Raw genomic sequence first — 22,347 nt, forward strand, 5'->3', positions numbered from 1 at the left:
GATCCGTCGCCCGGCGTCCTTCCGTCCCGTCGAGGAGATCAATCGGGAGCGCGACCCCGATCGGGTCACGACAATCGACCTGGGTCGGTCGATTTCTTTGCGGCTCCGTCGGGCACGGGCCCTGCCTGCGCGAAGTTTCACCAACACGAGAAAAAGAGACCCGCAGGACTCTCGACAGCCTCCGCCCAGAGGTTCATCTCTCCCGGGAGCCTCTCGACAGCCTCCGCCCAGAGGTTCATCTCTCCCGGGAGCCTCTCGACAGCCTCCGCCCAGAGGTTCATCTCTCCCGGGAGCCTCTCCGGGGGCGCGACGCGACCCAGCCTGGCTCCCTGCCGCGCATCGCCGCGCCGGGGACGCGGAGCGAAGGCTCCCGTGCGGCGGGCTCGCCCGTCACCTCGGGTGCTCCTCGAAGAAATCGAGCAGCCGTTCGCTCGCGTGGAACGTCTCGCTCTTCGGCCCGAACACCGGCGGCAGATCTCCTCCGCCGGGCCACGTGTGCCCGCCCCCCTCGACCGCGCAGTGCTCGACCTCGACCTCGTCAGCGCAGATCGACCACGCCCTGCAGGTGGTATCGCCATGCGCATAGGTGCGGTGCGAGACATCGGCGCAGCCGTCGCGATCGCGCCAGATGGCGAGGCTCTGGGCCACGGAGATGAACTCGAGGCTCCCCGGCACCGGAACCGGGACCTGCCCCAGGCCTCCGCCGTAGGGAATGACGGAGTCCGCGGTCCCGTGCACATGCAGGACGGAGATGGGGCGCACCGGCTCGCAGGTCTCCGGCGGCATGTGCAGGACGCCGGCGATCGGGGCGATCGCCGCGATCCTGTCCGCGAGCTCGCAGCCGAGGCGGTGCGCCATGAGCGCGCCACCGGACATGCCGGTCACGAAGATGCGGCTCGGGTCGACGCTGTGCTCCGCGGAGATCGCGTCGATCAGATCTCGTGTGAAGGCCACGTCGTCGACGCCTTCCTCCCACGCCTGGCCGCAGCACCGGCCTGCATTCCAGCTCCCGCCGATACCCGCGGGATAGGCGACCAGGAGCTTTCGTTCGTCCGCGAGCGCGCTGAGGCCGGAGAGCGCCGCTTCGCGCTCGGGCGTGCCATTGAAGTGATGAAAGTCGAGCACGAGCGGGGCGCGCTTCTTCTTGTTCTGAAGAGAGCTCGGAACGTGCAGGAGGGCCGCGCGATCGCGGCCCCCGCTCGCCACGTGGATCCAGATGTCTCCAGCCGGGCTCGGCTCGCGGCTGCTGCCCGGCTCGCCTGCCACAGCGCGCTCCGCGGCCGTCCCCAGGGGCTCCGGCGATCCGCAGCCAGCGAGGACGGCGGCGACGATCATCAAGGAAGATCCTTTCCTGCACTCGATGGGATCCATTCACCTACCTCCGGCAAGAGAGCGGGATGAAACGCGCCGGGAGCCCCGGACGCACGCCTCTCGGTGAAGCCAGCGCGGTGCCCCCCTGCGAGGCGTGTCCGGGTCGCCGGGCGCGCGGAGGGCGATCCTTGGACGGGTCAGGGGCTCTTGAAGAGCTCGACCGCGGGGAGAGCATCGCCCATCGTGCCGGGCTCGTGGCCACGGGGCTTCGCGTCGCCCAGTCCGAGCTGGCCATGGCCGTTGCGCCCCCACCATTTGACGCGGCCGTCACGCTCGAACGCGCTCCCCCCTCGGGGTTGCGGGCGAGGAATACGCCGCAGCACGTCGCGACGGCGTTACGCTACCAGAGCAATGGTAGTTGTCCAGCCATGCCCGCAATTCTCGAATCGAGTATTCCGAGAACGAATGACCGCATCCGTCTTCTTCAGAAATCCTCGACCCCAGCGCCGGCCTGGACGAAGCCGCGCGACAGCCGTTCTGGGCGAGCTGGCTCATGGCCTTTGGCGGCCGCCGCCCTACAGCGTCAGCACCAGCTTGCCCACGGTGCTGCCCGACTCGATCGCCCTGTGCGCCTCGCCGGCTCTCTCCAGCGGGAACGTCTTCACCGGCGGCGCCGAGAGGCGACCCTCCTCCACCCAGCCGATGAGCCGCTCCATGGCCTCGCGCAGGATCTCCGTCCTGTGGAAGAGATACGAGAGGTTGAAGGCCAGCACGCTCTTGTTGTCGTTGCAGAGATCGAGCGGGTTGAAGCGCGGCATCCGGAGGAAGTCGACAGCGAGCTTCGGGTAGCTCGGGCGGCCGCCCTGCCGCGGAAGCATCGTGTGGAATCCGTACACGACGAGCTTGCCGGCCGAGGCCACGTGCCGGTAGCTCTGCCGCAGCGTCTCGACCCCGTTCGCGTCGAGCACCACGTCGTAGCCCTCGGGCGCGAGCCGCTCCGCCGCCGCCCAGAGCGGCTCGCTGCTCTTGTCGATCACCGCGTCCGCGCCGAGGCGCCTCGCCGCCTCGACCTTGTGCGCCGCGCCCACCACGCCGACCACCCGACAGCCGGCGATCTTGCCTAGCTGCACCAGGGCGCTGCCCACGCCGCCGGCGGCCGAGTGCACGAGCAAGGACATGCCCGGCCGCAGCCGCACGAGCTCGAAGAGCGCGTAGTACGCCGTCATGAACACCGCCGGGAAGCCGGCCGCCTCCTCCGGCGTGAGCCGCGCCGGCAGCGGGAATACCTGGTGGCGCGGGACCGCGACGCGCGAGGCGTAGCCGCCGAAGCGCATCACGCCGAAGACAGGCGCTCCCGGCGCGAGACCATCGGAGACGCCCTCGCCGAGCGCGGCGACGGTGCCGGCAAACTCGAAGCCGGGCGTGATCGGCCAGCCGACGTACTTCTTCGCCGACTCGTAAAGGCCCATGCGGACGACGCAGTCGGCGTAGTTGACGCCCGCCGCTTGGACGTCGACGAGCACCTCGCCGGGCGCGGGGGTCGGATCGGGGTGCTCCTCGACGCGGAGCTTGTCGTGGCTGCCGGGGGCGTGGACGACGATCTTGCGCATGGGGACCTGCTTGGCTGATGTGGCCTTGCCACGGGTCGGACACCTCGGAGACGGGGATGGCGGTTGTACACCGAGCGGGACGGGAAAGCGCTGCGAAGCGGACCTCTGCTGCTCTCGCGGGTTCTGCTCGACGAAGAAAGGGCACCTGGCTCGCCTGTCCGTTGGTCACGTCGCGCGCACCCCTGGGATCCGTTGAAGCGGGCTCCGGCCGATGTGCGTGGGCTCCAGCCGCCGTGACCGCTCCTTGAGGCCAATCTGCTCGCGGCGGCTGCGCGGCTCGATTACTGATCGCTCGGCGCGAGCATGGCGGGAGGAACGTTCGCGCCCGATGGGGACCTGCGCCTCTGCCTGTCCCTCGTCGAGTGGCCCGAGCCGGGCCAGGCGCGATGGACGGTCCCGGAACTGCCGCCCCCCCCGCGCTCCGTGACCCACGCGGCGCTCAAGGCGCGAACGGGGCGGGCTCGCCGACCTGGGGCGGGGTTCTGTCCTCGCGCGAGGTCTGGGCGGCGCTCCGCGCCGGCACGCTCGACGCCGGCGGCGCACTTCTGCACGAGGGCCGTCCGCACCGCCTGGGATGGTGGTTCGACGGCCAGTTCTTCATCGCACAGCTGCTGCCCGCCAACCAGTACCCCTGAGCCCGACGCCTTACCGCGGCGACCTGCTCGTCCCTCCCTCGTAACTGCGCCCGCGCAGCGTGCGATCCCCGCGGTCGTCCACAGCGAGGCAGCACACGTCGACCGCTCCACACCTGCCCGGCGCGGCGTGGTTCAGCGGTCCGCGTGGACCCTCTGTGCCAACGTCGGGTGAGACAAGCTCCCCCTGGAAATCTGTGGTGAGAGGGCGGAGAATGGACCTGACCCGTGCCAAAGCCTTCCCATCTCCGATCCGTCGATCCTACGCCCGCCCCAGCGGCGCAGGGCGCTGCTCCCCGATCGAGTGGCGTCACCGTCGAGACTGTGCCGAAGCCGGGCAAGAGGCGGAAATTCTCGGCGGCGGAGAAGTTGCGCATCGTTCGCGAGGCGGCCGCATGCACCCAGCGCGGCGACATCGAGGCGCTGCTGCGCCGCGAGGGCATCTACAGCTCCCTGCTGACGGCATGGCGCAAGCAGCTCGCCCTCCACGGCAGCGAGGCTCTCGCGGGACGTAAGCCCGGCCGCAAGCCGAAGCAGGACGCGAAGGATCGGCGCATCGCCGAGCTCGAGAAGCGCTCGGCCCGGCTCGAGGAGAAGCTTGCGCTCGCTGAGAAGCTCATAGATCTCCAAAAAAAGTCTCTGCCATTCTGGGCATCAACCTCACGAACGACGAAGAGCGCTGATGGACGTCATCGAAGAGCTCGATGATCCACACGTCCCGATCGCGCAGGCGTGTGCGGCACTCGGCATCAGCCGCGCCACACTCTACCGGCAGACCCAGCCCGCGATGCCGCGTGCGCTGCACGGGAGCGCTCCGAGCCCACGCCGGCTCAGTGACCCCGAGCGGCAAGCCGTGCTCGATGTGTTGCACAGCGACGAGTTCGTCGACCAGCCCCCGCCGGAGGTCTACGCGACGCTGCTGTCGCGCGGCGTCTATCTCGCCTCCATCCGCACGATGTACCGCCTGCTCGCGGCGTCCGGCGAGAGCGGCGAGCGACGCGCGCAGCGTGGGCCGATGAAGCATGCCAAGCCGACGCTCACCGCCACGGCCCCCAACCAGATCTGGACGTGGGATATCACCAAACTGCGCGGGCCGCTCCCTGGAGTCTTTTACTGCCTGTACGTCGTCCTCGACCTGTTCAGTCGCATGACCGTTGGCTGGCTGCTCGCCGAGCGCGAGAGCGCGCAGCTCGCCGAGCAGCTCTTCGCAGAGACGGTCGCCCGCCACGGCGTCGAGCCCGGCTCGCTCACCGTGCACGCCGACCGCGGCTCCGCGATGAGGTCGGAGGGGCTCGCTCAGCTCCTCGGCTCGCTTGGCGTCGTTCGTAGCTTCAGCAGGCCTCACGTCAGCGATGACAACGCGTTCTCCGAGTCGCAGTTCAAGACGCTCAAGTACCAGCCCGACTATCCGGACCGCTTTGCCTCGCTGGCTCATGCACAAGCGTGGTGCCAGGAGTTCTTCGGCTGGTATAATGACCTTCATCAGCATTCTGGCCTTGCGCTCTTCACACCTGCTAATGTATTCAACGACCGAGTCGAAGATGTCGCGGCTCGGCGCCAAGTCGCCCTCGACACAGCCTACGCCGCGCACCCGGAACGCTTCCCGAACGGTCCGCCCGTCGTGCGTCGGCCGCCCGCTTCGGTAGCCATCAATCCGCTGTCCGTTGACGACGAGGCCGCGGGGCCGCATACGGGCACGAGCAGCGCCGTGGCCGAACCTGGCGCAACGCCCGCCGCTGTGACGCGGCCGCCCCGACCTCGACTGGTGGGGGCCCAGTGCCGGAACGCGCCCCTCAGCACGATCTCCTCATAGGATTCTCGTCCGGCCTGTCTCAAACCCGTTGGCAACTTCCGCGGCGCTCGTTGCATCCGCGAGCATTTCTTGAGAGGGTACGCCGCATCATAATGGAGAAATTTGGTGTGGCGGCGCGGCGCGTTGCTCTGCTGGTGGTGGGTGCAGTTCAGGCGGCAGGCCTGGGTTGCGCCAGCCTGGAGGTCGACTCAGGCGCCGGAGGCGAACAGCCCGCGGCCGAGGCCACGGGCGCGATGCCGGATCCCTGGCCGCGACGGCCCAGACGGCCTGCGCGGAACGATGCCGCGCCGCCCGGGTTGCGCGCCGCGCACATCGCGGCAATCCAGGCCGGGGCACCGGCGGCGTATCACGTGACGCCAGAGACTACGGGCAGGCTACGGGCCCGCAACCCGAGGCAACGGCTCGGTGTAGAGCTCACGGCAAAAGGAGTGCGGCTGGAGCACGAGGGATGGAGCTTCTCCCTGGCGACCGCGCACTACGGGTGCGCGGGCGCGCTGCATCCGGTCAGCTCCGTCGAACCCACGGGCGAGAAGAACCGAGTGGAGTATCGCCGCGATGAGGCCGCGGGGGTGGGCCTGGTGGAGTGGTACGTCAACGGTCCGCTCGGGCTCGAACAGGGGTTTACGCTGCCAGCGGCGCCGGACTGCGGCAACGGAACGCAGCCGGACGAAGTGGTGATCGAGCTGTCGGTAGCCGGCGCGGTGCCAGTACAGCCGGTGGACGGGGGCGGCGCGGTGGTGCTGCGCGAGCCAGATGGGGCGCGGGTCGCGCGCTATGGAGAATTGTTCGTGCACGATGCGGCTGGGCAGGTGCTGCCGGCAAGGCTGGAGGTGCAAGATAGAGAGGTGGCCATTCGAGTAGACGTGCGGCGGGCGGCGTATCCAGTGATGGTCGATCCTTTGATCGTACTGCAGGAGGCGAAGTTGCTGGCAGACGACGGGGCGGCAAACGACGAATTCGGCCACTCGGTTGCACTGTCAGCCGACACGGCATTAATTGGATCCATCCATGGTCGCGACGCTAGCTCGGCTTATGTTTTCGTTCGTAGCGGCGGAACATGGTCTCAGCAGGCCAAGCTGATTGCTTTCGACGACGCCTCGAGTCGCATGTTTGGCGGATCGGTTGCACTCTCCGGCGACACCGCAATAATTGGAGACAGCCAAAACAACGACACCGGCACACCGTCCGGCTCAGCATATATTTTTGTTCGCAGCGGCACAATATGGTCCCAGCAGGCCAAGCTAGTTGCTTCCGATCGTAGGGAAAACGATGGGTTCGGTCACTCGGTGGCGATATTTGGCGACACTGCGCTAATCGGATCACCATACAGCGATGGCGCTAGTACAGATTCTGGCTCGGCCTATGTCTTCGTTCGCAGCGGCGCAACATGGTCCCAACAGACCAAACTGTTTGCCTCCGACGGGACAGCAAGAGACCGTTTTGGCACATCGATTGCACTACACAACGAAACCGCGCTAATTGGAGCCTATGCGAATGACAGCGACGGGGCAAAGCATGGATCCGCCTATGTCTTCGCCCGCAGCGGCACAACATGGTCCCAACAGGCCAAATTGGTTGCTTCCGATGGGGGACCCAACGACAATTTTGGGAAATTGGTTGCACTGTCAGGTGACACCGCGTTAGCTACAGCGGACGGACTGTACGGCACGAATCAAAACCCCGGCCCGGCGTATATATTCGTTCGCAGTGGCGCAACATGGCCCCAGCAGGCCAAGCTGATTAATACGGATGATAACCTTTTCTGGAAATCAGTTGCGCTATCAGGCAACATAGCGCTGCTTGGAGCAATCCGAAAAGACGACTTAAGCCTAGAATCTGGAACAGCACATATCTTCGTTCGTCACGGCGCAGCATGGTCCCAGCAGGATAACCTGATCGCGGCTGATGTGTCGGCAAGTGACGACTTCGGCGCGTCGGTCGCGTTGTCGGGTGACACTGCGCTGGTCGGAGCTGTGCTTGACGACGACGCGGGCTTTGATTCCGGCTCGGCTTACGTCTTCCGTCTCCGGCTTGAACTCGGCAGCTCATGCACCACCGCGCTCGAATGTGCGAGCGGCTTCTGCGTCGACGGCACCTGCTGCGACTCGACCTGTGCTGGCCCATGCGAGAAGTGCTCGGTCGCTGCTGGAGCCGTGGCCGACGGCGTCTGTGCTCCGGTGACCGGGCCCGCGTGCAATGATGGCAACGCGTGCACCAAAACGGACACCTGTCAGGCAGGCGCCTGCGTCGGCTCGAACCCTGTCGTGTGCGCGCCGCCCAGCGCCTGCCACGAGCCTGGGATCTGCCAGCCTGCTACCGGCCAGTGCGCCTATCCTTTCAAGCCTGCCGGTGTCCTCTGCGGCCCGTCAGCTTGTAGCGGCGCCATGCTGGAGCTACCCGATCAGTGCGACGGCCGCGGCACCTGCACGGATGGCGGTTCCCAGAGCTGCGGCCTCTTCCTATGCGCGGAGGCCACCTGCCCCACGACGTGCGCCGACGATGCCGCGTGCGTGCCCGAGGCGTACTGCGCCTCCGGCACCTGCTCGCCGAAGAAGCCGCTCGGTGCCGCGTGCACGGCGGCCAACGAGTGCCTGAGCGCCCAGTGCCTCGGTGGCGTCTGCACCCTCGACACCGACGGCGACGGCGTGCCCGACCCGACCGACAACTGCCCGACGCTCCCGAACCCCGCCCAGGCCGATGCGAACGGGGACGGTCGCGGGGACGCCTGCGACTGCGCGAGCCCCCCAAGGCCCGACGGCGCCGCCTGTGATGATGGCGACCTCTGCACCCGGGGCGACACCTGCCAGGACGGTGTCTGCCTCAGCGGCGCCGCCGTCACCTGCCTCGACGTGGCGGTGTGCGTCGCCGGGTGGTGCAACCCTCGCACGGGGGCCTGCGCACCCGTCCCGAAGCTCGAACGTACCCCCTGCGTCGTTGGGGACCAGCGCGGGGAGTGCTTTGCCGGCACCTGCCTAATCGACCAGATCCCTGGCAACGGCTCCGGGGGCGAGGACAGCAGTTCCAACGCGGGAACCGGCGGCGAGGGCGCGAACGATGGTTCCACGGGCGTCAGCAGCAGCATCGGCGGAGGCACCGGAGGCGGCGAAGCGAGCGGCCAGGACGCTGGCGGTGCGCCTGGCATGAGCCCTGAGCCTCGTGATCAGCTGAGGGTGCACGGCAACGGCTGCGCCATGGGCGGCGCCCCGTCGGGAGGCAGCGGCGAGGTCGGCGTGTTGCTGGGGCTGCTGCTCGCCGCGCGCCGACGTGTTGTCAAGACTGTGCGTTCGTCCTCTCCGCTATCACGGCGCTGAGCTATGGCCCTCGAAGGAACCCTCCGAGCCGAAGGAGCGCCCCGCCCGCGCGGCGAGTTGCGGCGGCCCGGGGGAGCCCCGCTACTGCAGACGCCGACGAGAGCACAATGCAGATACCGGTCGTCGTCGGCAGCTGCGGCGGCGCGCCCCGGGTGGTGCGGTGAGGAGAGCGGCGGGAGCGGTGAGGACGGCGCGCTGAGGCCATTGCGCCGCTCTGGCGGATCGGAGATTCTGCCATCCGTGGGGCATCCTGCGATCGACAACACGACGCCGTTTGCCATCGAGCCGGTCTTCCTCGCCGATGAAGAGAACCGCCCGCTCCTCGTCGTGCTGGTGCAGGCGACCTTCACGCTGCACGCCCTGCGCGGCCTCGAGCGCGCCGAGCAACAGCTGCCCCCGAGCCTCGCAGGCGAGCTGTGGGGGGCCGACGCCGCCACGTCGAGCTACAAGATCGAGCCGGCGTTCGCCTTCTTCAAGCCCGCTACGGACGTGGTCCTGCTCGGCCACGCCCAGGTGCCGCGCCATGCTGTCCCGGAGCTCCAGGTGGCGTTCCGCGTCGGACCGGTCGGGAAGGCCGTGCGGGTCGTCGGCGATCGGGCGTGGGTGCAGAGCCCGGGGGGGCTCGTTCCCTCGCGGCCGCGGCCGTTCGATCGCGTCCCGCTCAACTACGAGCACGCCTTCGGTGGCTGGGACCGGAGCCACCCGGATCCGGCGAAGCACACGCTCGAGCCGAGGAACCCCGTGGGAATCGGCTTCCGTGCGCCGAACGCGGCGAGCGAAGAGGGGCTCCGGCTACCAAACATCGAGGATCCGAACGACCCCCTCCAGCGCTATGGTCAGGTGGTCGCGCCGGCGGGGCTCGGGTTCGTCTCGCCGGGCTGGCAGCCTCGGGCCGCGCTGGCCGGCACCTACGACGAGGCATGGTCGAAGGAGCGGATGCCGCTCCTGCCAAAGGACTTCGACCGGCGCTTCTTCAACGCGGCGTCGAGGGGGCTCGTCGCGCCGGGATACCTGCGGGGCGACGAGCCGGTGCTGGTGGAGAACGCGTCGCCGTTCGGGAGGCTCTCGTTCCGGCTGCCAGGGCTCAGCGCGCCGAGGTGCCGGGTAGGGCTGGTGCGGCAGGACGACGCCTCCGTGGAGCTCCGGCTCGATACGGTGGTCGTGGACACCGATGCTGATCGGGTGCTGCTGCTGTACCGAGGGCACGTCGTGCTGCGGGACGGACCGCACGACGTGCGCACGATCGCGATCGAGGAAGATCTGGGCGCTGTCCGGAGACAGGTCCCCTCGGGATGGTCCCGTGAGCCGGCTCGGCCTCAGTGAACGCTGGCCTATTGAGGAGATGGCGATGGGCGTGACCGTAGGCGTGAACATGATGTCAGTGGTCCACGCGAAGAGCAGCGGGATCACGATCGCATTCCCGGACGTCTGCAAGACCCCGGCGCCGCCCGCGCCGCCCCTGCCGATCCCCTACCCGAACATCGCCAAGAGCGGCGACACGGCCAAGGGCACGAAGAAGGTGAAGTGCGACGGGGAGTCGGTCTGCGTCAAGGACTCGAACTTCAGCACGAGCACCGGGGACGAGGCCGGCTCGCTCGGCGGGATCGTGTCGAGCAAGACCAAGGGGAAGGCGGAGTTCGTGAACTTCTCGTTCGACGTGAAGTTCGAGGGGAAGAACGTGGCGAGGGCGTTCGACCTGATGCTGCACAACGACAAGAACACGCCGCCGTTCCCGGTGATGCAGGGGCCGGTGGTGGTGATCCTGCCAGCAGGGCAGGCGCCGAAGCGGGTGTGCGCCGCGTGCGAAAAGGAATTCTGAAATAGCGGCCGAGCCCGCTGTGCACGTGCACGGCGGCCTCTTGGGCCGCACGGACACGTCAGGGCAGGCCCTCGATCGCCGCGAAGAGATCCTCGACGGAGTGACTGGCCCAGGGCAGACGCGCGATCCTGGGGCAGCGGGCCAGCTCGCCGCTCACCTTCATGCCCAGAAGCTCGGCGATTTTGATGAGCGCCAGGCCCTCGAGGGAGAGATAACTGCGCGGCCAGTACACGACGTCACCCTCGTGCACAGCCGCTGAATCACGAGCCTCGTCGTTCCTCCCCGCCTCCTCCTCCAGCAGCGCCGATACCGACGCTTCGAACCCCTCCGAGTCCCGTGCCACCAGCGATCGACATACGTCATACCGCGGCGATCGCCGATTTTCCAGGGAGCGCTCGAAGCGCGTCAGGAGCACCGGTGCATCGGGCGGTGGGGAGGTACCCGGGTTCTGCAGCATCCTGTGAAGCAGCAGGAAGAAGCAATGGTCATCCTCGTATTCCCAATCGGGATTCCACACTTCGGTTGACTCGTCCGCGATCTGGCGCGCTAGCGCGAGGTCGCCGGCGACGACGGCGTCGAGGACGGAGTTCGTCCGGTTGAGCGCCAGGTGCCTGTCGCGCACGTTGCCCTCCGCGCGCGAGCGCCGCAAGAAGTACCGCCGTGAATGCCCGCTGCGGATCAGGTTCGTACGAAACTCGCCGACATCCGCGAACTCGAGCAGGTGACAGATCCCGAGAGCTCCGAATTGAGCGGCGAGCTCATCAAAGATATCGCCGAGTTCTGCAATGGGCGCCTTGCCGACGCAGAGCATGTTGTAATGAATCTCGGAGACCAGCTCCGCATGAACGTCGGCAATATCCATCTCAGCCGAGCCCTGTGTACTTGGAGGGCTCGATGAAGCTCAGCCCGGAAAGCCCCTGCGCCAGCATGGAATCAGCCAGCTCCCGGCGAATCACAACCAGGTTCCGCCACTTGTGGAGGCGGAACACCTTGTACGAAGCGGGCACCACGTCTTGCCTGAGCACGAGCGAGTCGCAGGCGCAGATCGAATCGGGATCGAGCGCGTTCCACTTGACGCCCGACTGCGCCACATCGATACAGTCGCAGACGTCCTGCGGGTTGACGATGAAATAGTCAGCCGATGCGGTGTGGCCCTTGTGGTTGATGATCGCGATCGGCAAGAGCTCGACGTTGCTGACCTCGGCGTCTTCGAGCGCCTTCTTCACCCGCCCGGAGACGACCAGGCGCTTCGCTCCGAGCAGGCTATCCGCCAGTGCGATGTCCTTCGGCTTGCGAGGGTCCATCCGGCAGCGCGCGTCCTTGGGCCAGCCGGTGGCCCGAGACACCCCCTGCGCTAGCTCGAAGGCGTCCTCCACCCCCTCCACGTCCAGGATCTTGCAGATACCGTCGATGTTTCGCCCCGGCCTCCACAGCAAGAAGCTCATACGTTCATCCACTCCTTTCTTTGCGACATCCCGGCAGCTATTCGACTCTACTTAACCGCAGCAGCCAGGAGGTGCTTCCTTGCCACCGAGGCCCCCGCCGGCGGCTTGACGCGGCGTCGTACGTCACTCTCCGGACATGCCATAGAGAACGGTATGTGCCATACGCTCTCCTTGGCTGGGTCGTTCGACCCGGTGAGGCAGTAATCGAGGCACGCCTTGGTGCCGCCGTGATCCGTGCCTCTCTTCTTCAAGAACTTTTTCCATTCGATGCTCCCGCACTCGAACAACTCCTTGACAGACTCGGGGGCCATTTTCTCACATTTTTTTTGCTGCTTATTCTCCTCGATCTTGTCCCATACGTTCTCGGCCATCCACAGCTCGAGCGCATCAAGATAGATGTCGTGATCTACCTGGTGGCACGGCAACCCGCCCCACTGTGTCGTGTTGCCAGGATCGAGAACATAGGCCCACTTCTTCGGAAGACCGATATTGTTGCCGGATCCGTTGATGTCCCAGTCGGTGATCGCAAGCAATTTGTGGATGAAGCCGATCCTCTCCTGGGTGAAGGTGGGCGGGAATGTCTCGTCCGAGCAGGCATGCACGCAGAGCACGTGGTGGATCTCGGTGACCCGCCGTTCCCCCCTGGTTTTCTCCGTCCCGTCGCGGATGGTCAGCGTGCGGTAGTACCCGTCGGAGCAATTTTTCTCGTGCTTGTCGCCGTCGCGGTGGCGCTTGAACTTCCAGCCGTTGGCCTCCTCCATATGCCTGTTGCTCACGCTCCACCTCTTTCGCGCAGTCAGCCCGAGCCGCCGTGCAGCACGACAGCGCCCTTGGCGCCGCCTTCCGAGGACATCCAGATCACGCATCTTCGCGCGGGCGCATAGCCTCGCTCGAACGCCCGCGCTGCCATGCATAGGGCCATCGCTGCGCTCGCCGCCCCCGTATCTCCAAACGACGTCGCCGGGAACCAGCAGGACAGGCCGCCGATGTCGATCTTTTCGCGCACCCGCATCAGGGCGCCGCCCCACTCCATGGCTCGCCGTTCGGTGCCGTTCAGGTCTCCGATGAGCCATGCCGACATCGGCCGCTCGACGACGTGCCTCGGCGAGAGCGACCCGAGCACGGCCCGGGCGAGCGCGTCCCCGTTCGGGGTGGCCTCGGACAGCAGACCGACTGGATCGCCGGCGGACACCGCGGACTCGATGAAGGCGAGCGGAGCGCCTGTGGGAGCGGTGGGGGCCCGGCGTGAATCGATCGGCTCGATGAGGAAGAACGCCGCCCCCTCGCCAGGGACCAGGCCAACCGGGTTCTCGTTGGTCCGGAGCAACCTCAGGCGGGCAGCCGCCTTGAGGAACCCCGGCTCCACGCGCGAGTCGACGCCTCCGACGAGGCAGCGCTCGGCTCTTCCATCCCGGATCATGGTCATCGCGTCCGCTACCGCGAGCGACATGCCTGCGTTGCCGGCGTGGCGCACGGCCTGAAGCTGGCCTGGAATGGGCATCTCGGCCATGTCCGCGAGCCGCTGCGCCAAGGACGCCGTGCGGGCTCGCCATGCGGCGGAGGGAGAGGCCCCGTGGACGTCGGAAGAGCTGCCGCGCGCGTCGGCGTCCTGCACCGCCGCATCGGATAGGTTGACGACCAGCCCGGTGTGGCGAAGCTCGCGATGCGACAGGCCCCTGCGCCGCATCAGATTCTGGAGCGCCGCCGCACCAAGGACAAGGGCCTTGCCAGGCCCAGCAAACCCCTCGGCCACCTCCCTGACGACGTGGCCGAACACGATCGGCGGCCCGTCGAGGGTCTCCGAGCCGAAGAGCGCCTGGGTCCGGAAGTCCATGACCGTCAGCTCGGAAGCAGCGCTGAGCCCGGCCCGGGCGGCGGCGCATGAGGTCTCCACATCACGGCCTAGCGCGCTGACCATTCCCAGTGCCGTGATCCCGAAGCCGATGGCGCCGCTTGCGTGCGTCATGGATGAGCAACGCCTCGTTCATCCGAGGGTATCGACCGGAGAGCGTCAACGAGGGTCATCGAGAGCCTCGCTGGCTACGGCTCCCGCCGACGGCATCGCGCCGGCGCACGCACCTCGACCATGCCCGGCCCCGCGCTGCCCAAGCCCAGCTCCACCGCAGCCGCCCCCCTCGCCGGCTGGCTCCCCCTCTGCAGCACCTCGCCCATCCACTCCACCGCCATCGGCCTCCCCAGCAGGTACCGCGTTCCCCGCTTCAGCTCCTTCCCCCGGCTGCCCCACCACGTCGCGATCTTCTCCCTGTCCGGCCACGAGAGGCTCTCGTCCGGATCCATCGCCACGTCCTCGTCTTCTGGATCATCGCTCGGCCCGGCCTGAAACCCCGGCGGCCGCGCCCCCCGCAGCTTCGCCGCCTCGAGGTCCACCCCGGTGATCATCGTGAACGCCCCGCCCGCCACCCGCGCAAGCTCGGGCGTCCCCATGCACTCGATGATCCACGGCATCAGCGCCGGATCCCCGAGCGCCGCCGCCCCCGCGAGTGCCACGCGCGCCCCCCGCATCGTCCCGGCGATCGCGCGCAGCCATGTGGACGCCACCCCCGGATCCATCTTCCGCATCGCCATCGCGCAAGCCCTCTCCGCGAACGGCCCGCCACGATCCGAGATTGTCCCGAGCACCCTCAGCGCCGCCGCATCGCCGAGCAACGCCGCCGACCACGCCGCTGCAAACCGGCACGCCTCGTCCTCGCTGCCCAGCGCTCCGCGCACCTCGCCCAGCAGATCCCCCCGCCCGAGCTCCCCCACGGCGCGCAGCGCCCGCGCCCTCAGGCGCAGGTCGCTCGCCATCACCGCGTATCCCAAAGCCGCCCCCGGGTCCTGCCGCTGGACCGCGCACCCCGCGATCCCGATGCGGTGCAGCTCCGGCCCGACCCGGTGCGAGAGCAGCCCCGGAAGGATCCCCCGCACCTTGTCAAAACTCACCCACCCCAGCGCCGACACGATCGCCCGCGACAGCGCCGGCACGCTCCCGCCCACGTCGAGCACCCCGGCGATGCCCCGCAGATCCCGCCGCTCCACGGCGAGCACCATGGGCGCAAACAGACTCCCGGGCTCCTCCTCGTCGATGGCGTCCTTGCAGATCTCCCATCCCGCATCACCCGCCAGCCGCAGCCCGTCGACATGCGCCTCCAGCCGCTCGTCCAGCTCACCGAGGCTCTGCAAATCGTAGAGCGGATCCACCACCGCAGCGTCCCTGTACGACCACAGGAACGCCGCCTCCGAGGCGTGCTGCCCGAAGATCTCGACCTCGATCGTCGAGATCAATTGATCTGCACCGAGCCGCCCTGGATCCGGTTCACGCCGGAGGACCGGGTCAGCAGATACGCCCCACGAATCAAGATCTTCCCGGCGCGCGTCAGCGTGATGCTGGCCTTCCCGCACTGGAGCACGATCTCCTTCTCCGCGGTGAACACAAGCCGCTCGCCGTCCGCGGTCGCCGTCGCCCCGTCGCGCACCGCCGCGCTCGCGCTCTCCCCCGCCACGTGCATCCGCCCCATCACCACAGGCCTGTCGCGCCGCCCGCCCTCGAACAGGAGCGCCACCTCCCGCCCCTCGTCCTCGGGCCCGAGCGCCGTCATCGCCCGCGCAGCGATCCCCCCGCGCGCCCCCTCTCCCAGGACAGCCGCCTCGACGAGCGGCTCACCGCTCTGCGCGAACCCCACGATCCGCCCGACAACGACGCCCTCGATCGGCCCGGCCTTCTCCGCCTCGGCCCGGACACGCTCCTCGTGCGCCGCGACCACCAGCTCGAGGAGCCCCTCCGCTCCCTCGCTCGCTCCCGCTTCTCCCCCGCCCTCGTCCGCCACCTCCCCGCCGGCTGCCGCCGCCTCCTCTTCCCCCTCCTCGATCAGGATCACCTCGCCGCTCGGCTCCGCCGCCGGTGCCCGCCCGTCGTCTCTCATTGCCCAGCTCCTCTGCTCCCCCTCATCCCCGAAGCGCCCGAGATCCCCCCATCCGCCTCAGTTCACCCCCACGTTGCTCCCCTTGATCTTCACGTTCCCCGACGCCTCGACGTTCACCGCCCCCTCGCTCTTCACGTCGAGCTTCTTCCCCTCGACCCGGATCGGCCCCTCGCCCTTCACCGTGATCTTCTTCCCCTGCACCGTCACGTTCCCGTTCTTCTCGACCGTGATCGTGGCGTCCCCGCACTGGATCGAGAGCTTCTCGCCGATGATCATCGTCTTCTTCTCCTTCACCTCCTCCTTCGCGCTCTTCCCGATCGTCACCGTCATGTCCTTGCCCACCGTCACGGTGTAGCCCTCGTCCACGCTCGTCGACTTCCCCTTGGAGACGCTCTCCGAGCTCGAGCCGCCCACCGTCTCGCTCTTGTTCTTGCCGATCGACGCGCTCTGGCTCTTGCCCACGTCGATCGACTGGCTCCCCCCGACCGACTCGGTGTGATCCCCCTCCACGGTGACCGAACGGCTCCCCCCGACCGAGAGGGTCTCGTCCTCGCCGATGCTCTCCGTGTGGCTCTTCGCGACGTCGATGCTCTTGTTGCCGCCGATCTGCTCGCTCTGGTCGTTCCCCACCACCTTGCTCCGGTCGTGGTCCACCTCGAGCGCCTCGTCGTTCCCGATCCACTGCTTCTTGTCGTGCTCGATCGCGATGTTCCAGTCCTTCTGGCCGTGCAGGAAGATCTCCTCCGAGCCCTTCTTGTCCTCGAACCGGAGCTCGTTGGACCCCCCGCCGCCCTTCGAGCTGTTCGACTTGAGGGTGCTCTTCGTCTTCTCCGCAGGGAGCGCGTACGGCGGCACGTTGGTGCCATGATAGACGCTCCCCACCACGAGCGGCCGGTCCGGATCGCCCTCGAGGAAGTCGACGACCACCTCGTGGCCGATGCGCGGCAGGAACACCGCGCCCCACGCGGAGCCCGCCCAGATCTGGCTCACGCGGATCCAGCACGAGCTCTGGGCGTCCTTCTTGCCCTCCCGATCCCAGTGGAACTGGACCTTGATGCGGCCATGCTCGTCCGTATAGACCTCCTCGCCAGCAGGACCGACGACGATCGCTGTCTGGATCCCCTTGATCGTCGGCCAAGGCGTCACCGACTGCGGACGGAAGGGGACGTCGGACGGCACGACATGGAACTCGTTCCGGTAGGCCGCGGCGTCGCCCTCGGGGACAGCGTCCACCACGGGCTCGTGGCCCTCATGGCGCACGGACACCAGCAGATACTCCCGGTTGAAATCGTCGCGCGCGTGCTCCGCGAGCGTGAAGGTCTGGCCAGGAACGAAGCGCGGGCAGACGCCCTCGCCGCTGCCGGTCTTGCGTGAGGTCTGGAGCTGCTCGAGCCGGATCTTGGCGATGCTCGATCCCGCGCCGGGCGCGTCGTAGTCCCCAGGATAGTCGTAGACCTCGAGATCGTCGTCCGCCTCGGCCTGGGCGTTGCTCTCGAGCGACAGGCTGGGCTTCTTGAAGTTGTAGTCGCGCAGCGTCACCTTCCCGGAGCGCACCCGCTCGGCATAACGGAAGCGGGAGACGTGCTCACTCTGGTGGAGCGCGCCGAGCGGCGGCCGGAACACGACGGTGCTCTCCCCCGCGATCGGCCCGTGCCCCGACGCACCGTCGGAGAACACGAGCACGTGGCCGCCCTCGTCGTGCTCGAAGTAATAACAGATGCCCTCCTCCTCGAGCAGGCGCGACACGAAGGCGAAGTCGCTCTCCCGGTACTGCACGCAGTACTCCCGCGGGCGATAGGCGCCGCTCAGCACGAAGCGATACCCCTTGCTCGCGATCCCGGCCGCGCCCAGGACCTTTTCGATGATCTCCGGGGTGGAGAGCGCCTGGAAGATCCGGCTGTTCCTGCGGTGCTTGAGGCGGGAGACGTCGGGCACGATCGTGGCGTGATACGCCGTGACCCGCTTGCCCTCCTCACCTTGCTCGAAGCTCGCGACGACACCGTGAAGGTGCCTCGGCAGCTCGCCGACCTGCCAGGTGAGCAGCGCCGTCTTGCCCACGACGTCCGCGAACGCGATGTCCCTGTCCGCGCAAGCGACGAGCACATCGAAATGGAAGAGCTCGGAGATGCCCTCGCGCCCCTCGAACCGCGTCACACGGAGCTCGTGCTCCAGTCCGTCGACCTGAAACGAGTGCATGGACTCTCCCCTGTTCAGAGCGCGTGCGCGGACAGACCGCGGGCAGCATTCAACCGGAGTCATCCTACATGCTGCGACCGCTCGACCGCAATGGACGGCTGAGCTCGATGCCTGAGGCGCGCCGGGACAGCCGAACGCGACGTTGGCGCGGCGACGGGCGCGCGCCGGAGCGGCGCGGCCTCGGCAGTCCCGGGGGGTGCTAGCCGTGAAGCAGCCCTGCCTCGGCCATCGCGGCAAGGAACTGAGCGCCGAGCGCCTCCGGCAAGGCGCCCGCATCGCCGAGGCGCTGCGGGTGCACGATGGGCGGCGCCGCATGGACCTGCGCGGCGACGAGAGGCGCTGGCGAGAGAAGCGAAGGGGGCGCTGGAGGCGCGCTGGATGACGCTGCCTGGCGCGGAGGCCCGGCAGGCGCGGCGATCGGAGCCCGGCGCGCGTCGAACGGCGTCGCGGCGGAGGCGATCGCCCTCGCCGCGTCCTCGGGCTCGAGTGAGGTCGTCTGCGCGAGCGGATCGCGAACGCCGCCGGGCCGCGCCGGCGCGACGGCTGCCGCGCGCGGGGCGACGGCCGGCTGCCACGTCGCCGGCGTCGCCGAGCGCGCGGGCTCCGAAGGCCCTCGCGTCGCGCTGAACGGCATCGCCCCGGCGGCCACCAGCCTGGCCGCGTCCTCGGGATCGAGCGCGTCCGTCTCCCCGAGCAGATCGCGGACGCCGCCGGGCCGCGCCGGCGCGGCGGCCGCAGCCTGCGGGGCGGCGGCCGGCTGCAACGCCGCCGGCGTGGGCCTTCGCGTCGCGCTGAACGGCGTCGCCGCCGCCGCGACCAGCCTGGCCGCGTCCTCGGGGCTGAGCTGGTTGGTGCCGTCGAGCGTGCTGGCCCTGGGGTTCTGCTGCGCGGCCGATCCCGAGGGCGCCGCGCGCGCAGCGGGCGCGCTGCCGGCGGCGAACGGATCGGCCCACGCGATCGGCTGCGCCGGGAGCTCCACACCCGCGAGCACGCGCAGCGACTGGATCTCCGCCTCCTCGACGGGCGCATGGCCTCGCCACACCACAGCGCAGCGCCGCCGATCCACGTCGACGTGCACCGCGTCGGCGCGGAGCGGGATCGGCTCCCCGGCGCGCGGCGCGGCGAGCTTCTGGCGGTACAGCCGCGCGACGCCGCGCGCCTCGGGCAGCTGCGTCCGGAGCTTCGGCCGCTGCGCGATCATGCCGCCGAGCACGATCCACTCGTCGCCGCGCAGCGCCGGGATGCGCTGATCCATGGGCGCCGCCTGGAAGTAGCTCCAGTCGAGCCCCTCGGGGAGGTCGAGCAGCGAGCCGTGAACGCGACGCGCGTCGACCGCGCCGAGCAGCCGGCTGCGCAGCGGTGATGTGCGGGGAAGCGGCCCCAGGCCGTCGATACGGACGTGGCAACGGGCTGGCCCGACGCGCGCGGAGCCGTCGAGCTGAGCTTGCTTGTCGATGCGGACCTGGCCGTCCTGCACGACCGTGAGCCGGACCATGGCGTGCGGCGACGAGAAGCCCGGCGGCAGCTCTGCATGGCCGGTCACCACGACACCGCACGGATCGAGGTACGGCGCGAGATCGCTCGCGATCTGGAGCCGCTGACCAGAAGGATCCGGCTGCTCCTCCGCCGCGATCGGTTCCGGGGCGACGAGCGACATGCGCCCCTCGGGGACGAGCGCGAACGTCGCCTTCACGACGACGGTGACATGGAGCCGGCCGCGAAGACGCCAGGAGACCGTCGCGGCGACGGCCGGGCCGAGCGGGGTGATGGCGACTCGCTGGCCGGACGCAGACATCGACGCGTGCGACATGGCGGAGAAGATACCACCGCGGATGCAGGGATACGCGCCGTCGGACGCGCCCGAGCCCCTCGCCGCGCCGCGCCGTGAGGCCGGACGCCCGGGCCGGACGCTCCTCCAGCCCTGTGCTAGACCGCCGCCCCGATGCGCATCGCGCTCGTTTATCCGCCGACCTGCGATCCCACGGCCCCGTACCTCGCGGTGCCGATGCTGACCGGCTTCCTCCGCGCGAACGGCGTGGAGGTCCTGCCCGTCGACGCGAACGTCGAGGCCTTCGACGCGCTCCTCACGGCGCAGCGCATGGCCGACCTCCGCGACCGCCTCGAGGCGCGCCTCGGGGAGCTCGACCGCCGCCCCGCGCTCCCGCACGTCGAGCAGCTCGAGTACGTCGCCCTCGCCCGCGCCCGCGGCGACGCGCACGCCGTCCCGGAGGCGGTGGACCTCGCCAAGGCCACGCTCCGCTCCCCTGACGCCTTCTACGATCCGGACGCCTACGCCCGCGCGGTCGCGACGCTCGACGCGGCGCTCGGCGTCGTGTCCGCCACGCACCACCCGCTCAAGCTCGACTTCACGGCGTACCGCACGCCGTTCGGCCTCACGTCGATGGACGAGATCGCCCGGTCGAGCCGGCCGGAGCACGACCCCTTCGACGCCTGGGTGCAGCAGACGCTCGTGCCCCGGCTCCGCGACGCGCGCGCCGACATCGTGGGCCTCTCCGTGTGCTTCCCGGGCCAGCTCCAGCCCGCGTACGCGTTCGCGCGCAAGATCAAGGAGGCGCTGCCCGGCGCGCACGTCACGTGCGGCGGCCCCGGCGTCACGCAGCTGCTCCTCCGGCTGTCGGGCGAGCGGCTCGCGCGCGCGCTCGGCCCGTTCGACTCGGCGTGCCTGTTCGAGGGCGAGCACACCCTCCTCGCGCTCGCGCGCGCGCTCGACGAGGGCCGGCCGCTCCGGGACGTGCCGAACGTCGTCGCGCGCGATCGCCTGATGGGCGCGCGCTGGACGCCCGGTCACGGCATGGAGGACCTGAAGGCGCTCCCCGCGCCCGACTTCAGTGGGCTCCCCCTCGAGGCGTACCTCGCGCCGGCGCTCGTGCTCCCGTACGACCCGACGCGGGGCTGCTACTGGGGCAAATGCACCTTCTGCCATTACGGGCTCGCGGAGGTCGGCACGGCGGCGTACCGCGAGCGCGCCGTCGAGACCATCGTGGCGCACCTCGCGGCCCTCGGCGCGCGGCACGGCACGCGCCACTTCTACCTGTCGCAGGACTCGGTCGCGCCGAAGACGCTCGTGAAGATGGCGCAGGCGATCCTCGACGCCGGCCTCGACGTGCGGTGGGCCACCGACCTCAAGCCGGAGAAGTACCTGACCAGGGAGCGCGCGGACGTGCTGCGCCGCGCGGGCGCCGTCGCGTGCGCGCTCGGCGTCGAGTCCGCGTCGCCGCGCGTCCTCGGCCTCATCGACAAGGGCGCGCCCGTCGAGGTCGTCTCCGACGTCATCGACCACCTCGCGTCCGCGGGCGTGGCCGCCGAGGCGATGTGCTTCACGGACTTCCCCACCGAGACGCACGCCGAGGCCGTCGAGACGCTCGACTTCCTGCGCGCGCGGCGGGAGGCGCTCGCGGTCTACATCGTCGGCGAGTTCGGGCTGACGCACGGCTCGCTCGTCGCGCAGACCCCGGAGCGCTTCGGGATCGACGAGGTGTTCGCGCTCGAGGGCGACGAGCTCGGGCTCGGCCTGTTCTTCGTCCCGCGGGAGCCGTGGAAGACCGACGCCGAGCGCGCCGACGTCGACGCGCGGCTCTCCGACCTGTCGCGCGGCTGGACCTTGCGCAGCTATCCGTGGGCCGGCGCCGTGTCGACCGCGCACACGATCCTCCAGTACGACCGCTTCGGCCCCGGCGTCTTCCGCGATCGCGCGGCGCGCCGCCCCGACGACGGCATCCCCGGAGCCAGCGCCATCGAGCGCGGGCTGCGCTTCGATCCGCGCGCCGCCGAGCACGCGGAGGCGCGCGAGGCGGAGATCTGGGCGACGCTCGTCCACGAGGAGCGGCGCGTGGGGCGCGACGCCTACGAGCGGCTCGCCCGGTCGTTGCCGCCGCTCCGGCCGAGGCCGGTGCGCGTCAGGTTCGTCGCGGGCGCCGCGCCGGCCGTGACGTCGGGGCGACGGCCGTCGCACGCGACCAGCGCGGCACGCTGAGCCTCGATCCGCACAGGAACGGCGATCGACGCATCACGCGATGGCTCGCCGTCGCGCATCGAGGCGCGGATCCGCGGACGATGGCATGGGTGGCTTGCTTGCGTGGCCGCGCGCCGCGACGGCGATGTCGTCCGACGTGAGGTGAAAGCGGCCTGTCGTCGCACACGCGATGAATCGATGCATCATCGATGCATCAACGACGGATCAAATGGGCTTCCCACAAGCCTTCACGATCGGTTAAATTCCTTCGTTGGAGGTCCGTCGCCCCCGAGCCCCCGAGCCAGCGAAGCACA

At 69.2% G+C, this 22,347-nt stretch carries 18 protein-coding genes; 7 read left to right on the forward strand and 11 right to left on the reverse strand.

Features of this window, described 5'->3' with window-relative positions:
* Nucleotides 1–137: 137 nt before the first annotated feature.
* The 3 genes from WMF22_RS27170 to WMF22_RS27180 form a co-directional block, all read right to left on the reverse strand.
* Nucleotides 138–281, reverse strand: a complete 144-nt coding sequence (locus WMF22_RS27170) for a hypothetical protein (RefSeq protein WP_437292904.1) — start codon at nt 279–281, stop codon at nt 138–140.
* A 109-nt stretch (nt 282–390) separates the two neighbouring features.
* Entirely contained in the window at nt 391–1,335 is a 945-nt protein-coding gene (locus WMF22_RS27175) for an extracellular catalytic domain type 1 short-chain-length polyhydroxyalkanoate depolymerase (RefSeq protein WP_437292905.1), read from the reverse strand.
* Between the two features lie 551 nt (nt 1,336–1,886).
* Nucleotides 1,887–2,921, reverse strand: a complete 1,035-nt coding sequence (locus tag WMF22_RS27180) for a synaptic vesicle VAT-1 family membrane protein (RefSeq protein ID WP_438031665.1) — start codon at nt 2,919–2,921, stop codon at nt 1,887–1,889.
* A 386-nt stretch (nt 2,922–3,307) separates the two neighbouring features.
* Between WMF22_RS27180 and WMF22_RS27185 the strand changes: the two genes are divergently transcribed.
* From WMF22_RS27185 to WMF22_RS27210, 6 genes are all read left to right on the forward strand, one after another.
* The gene (locus WMF22_RS27185) at nt 3,308–3,556 is read left to right on the forward strand and encodes a hypothetical protein (protein WP_438031666.1); all 249 of its coding nucleotides are present in this window, start codon (nt 3,308–3,310) and stop codon (nt 3,554–3,556) included.
* Nucleotides 3,557–3,877: 321 nt separating this feature from the next.
* Nucleotides 3,878–4,261, forward strand: a complete 384-nt coding sequence (locus WMF22_RS27190; RefSeq protein ID WP_438031667.1) for a transposase — start codon at nt 3,878–3,880, stop codon at nt 4,259–4,261.
* Nucleotides 4,236–5,366: an IS3 family transposase gene (locus WMF22_RS27195; RefSeq protein ID WP_438031668.1), complete on the forward strand. Its 1,131-nt coding sequence runs from the start codon at nt 4,236–4,238 to the stop codon at nt 5,364–5,366. Before WMF22_RS27190 ends, WMF22_RS27195 begins: the two co-directional genes overlap by 26 nt.
* Before the next feature lie 428 nt (nt 5,367–5,794).
* On the forward strand, nt 5,795–8,677 hold the full coding sequence (locus WMF22_RS27200) for a thrombospondin type 3 repeat-containing protein (RefSeq protein ID WP_438031669.1): 2,883 nt from the start codon (nt 5,795–5,797) through the stop codon (nt 8,675–8,677).
* A 240-nt stretch (nt 8,678–8,917) separates the two neighbouring features.
* Nucleotides 8,918–10,000 (forward strand): DUF2169 family type VI secretion system accessory protein, encoded by a 1,083-nt coding sequence (locus WMF22_RS27205; protein WP_437292910.1) that lies wholly within the window; start codon nt 8,918–8,920, stop codon nt 9,998–10,000.
* A 25-nt stretch (nt 10,001–10,025) separates the two neighbouring features.
* Complete coding sequence (locus tag WMF22_RS27210) at nt 10,026–10,496, forward strand: DUF4150 domain-containing protein (RefSeq protein WP_437292911.1); 471 nt, start codon at nt 10,026–10,028, stop codon at nt 10,494–10,496.
* Nucleotides 10,497–10,554: 58 nt separating this feature from the next.
* On the opposite strand, the gene WMF22_RS27215 is transcribed toward WMF22_RS27210, so the two are convergent.
* The 8 genes from WMF22_RS27215 to WMF22_RS27250 all read right to left on the reverse strand — a co-directional run bounded on the left by WMF22_RS27215 (nt 10,555) and on the right by WMF22_RS27250 (nt 19,870).
* The gene (locus tag WMF22_RS27215; protein ID WP_437292912.1) at nt 10,555–11,358 is read right to left on the reverse strand and encodes an Imm49 family immunity protein; all 804 of its coding nucleotides are present in this window, start codon (nt 11,356–11,358) and stop codon (nt 10,555–10,557) included.
* Between the two features lies 1 nt (nt 11,359).
* Nucleotides 11,360–11,941 (reverse strand): imm11 family protein, encoded by a 582-nt coding sequence (locus WMF22_RS27220; protein WP_272093933.1) that lies wholly within the window; start codon nt 11,939–11,941, stop codon nt 11,360–11,362.
* A 47-nt stretch (nt 11,942–11,988) separates the two neighbouring features.
* Complete coding sequence (locus WMF22_RS27225) at nt 11,989–12,717, reverse strand: hypothetical protein (RefSeq protein ID WP_437292913.1); 729 nt, start codon at nt 12,715–12,717, stop codon at nt 11,989–11,991.
* 20 nt (nt 12,718–12,737) lie between these two features.
* The gene (locus WMF22_RS27230; protein ID WP_438031670.1) at nt 12,738–13,907 is read right to left on the reverse strand and encodes a beta-ketoacyl synthase N-terminal-like domain-containing protein; all 1,170 of its coding nucleotides are present in this window, start codon (nt 13,905–13,907) and stop codon (nt 12,738–12,740) included.
* A gap of 74 nt (nt 13,908–13,981) precedes the next feature.
* On the reverse strand, nt 13,982–15,226 hold the full coding sequence (locus tag WMF22_RS27235) for a TIGR02270 family protein (protein ID WP_437292915.1): 1,245 nt from the start codon (nt 15,224–15,226) through the stop codon (nt 13,982–13,984).
* Nucleotides 15,223–15,705: a DUF6484 domain-containing protein gene (locus WMF22_RS27240; protein WP_437979353.1), complete on the reverse strand. Its 483-nt coding sequence runs from the start codon at nt 15,703–15,705 to the stop codon at nt 15,223–15,225. The genes WMF22_RS27235 and WMF22_RS27240 overlap by 4 nt, the downstream gene beginning before the upstream one ends.
* A 216-nt stretch (nt 15,706–15,921) precedes the next feature.
* Nucleotides 15,922–18,060 carry a type VI secretion system Vgr family protein gene (locus tag WMF22_RS27245; protein WP_438031671.1) on the reverse strand — a complete coding sequence of 713 codons (2,139 nt, stop codon included), beginning with the start codon at nt 18,058–18,060 and terminating at the stop codon, nt 15,922–15,924.
* 199 nt (nt 18,061–18,259) lie between these two features.
* A complete protein-coding gene (locus WMF22_RS27250) occupies nt 18,260–19,870 on the reverse strand; it encodes a DUF2169 domain-containing protein (RefSeq protein WP_438031672.1) in 1,611 nt (536 codons plus the stop codon).
* Nucleotides 19,871–20,002: 132 nt separating this feature from the next.
* Here WMF22_RS27250 and WMF22_RS27255 point away from each other — a divergent pair, with 132 nt between their 5' ends.
* Complete coding sequence (locus WMF22_RS27255) at nt 20,003–22,054, forward strand: B12-binding domain-containing radical SAM protein (RefSeq protein WP_438031673.1); 2,052 nt, start codon at nt 20,003–20,005, stop codon at nt 22,052–22,054.
* Nucleotides 22,055–22,347 lie beyond the last annotated feature (293 nt).

The sequence above is a fragment of the Sorangium sp. So ce204 genome (assembly GCF_051526795.1).
Classification (GTDB): Bacteria; Myxococcota_A; Polyangia; order Polyangiales; family Polyangiaceae; genus Sorangium; species Sorangium cellulosum_B.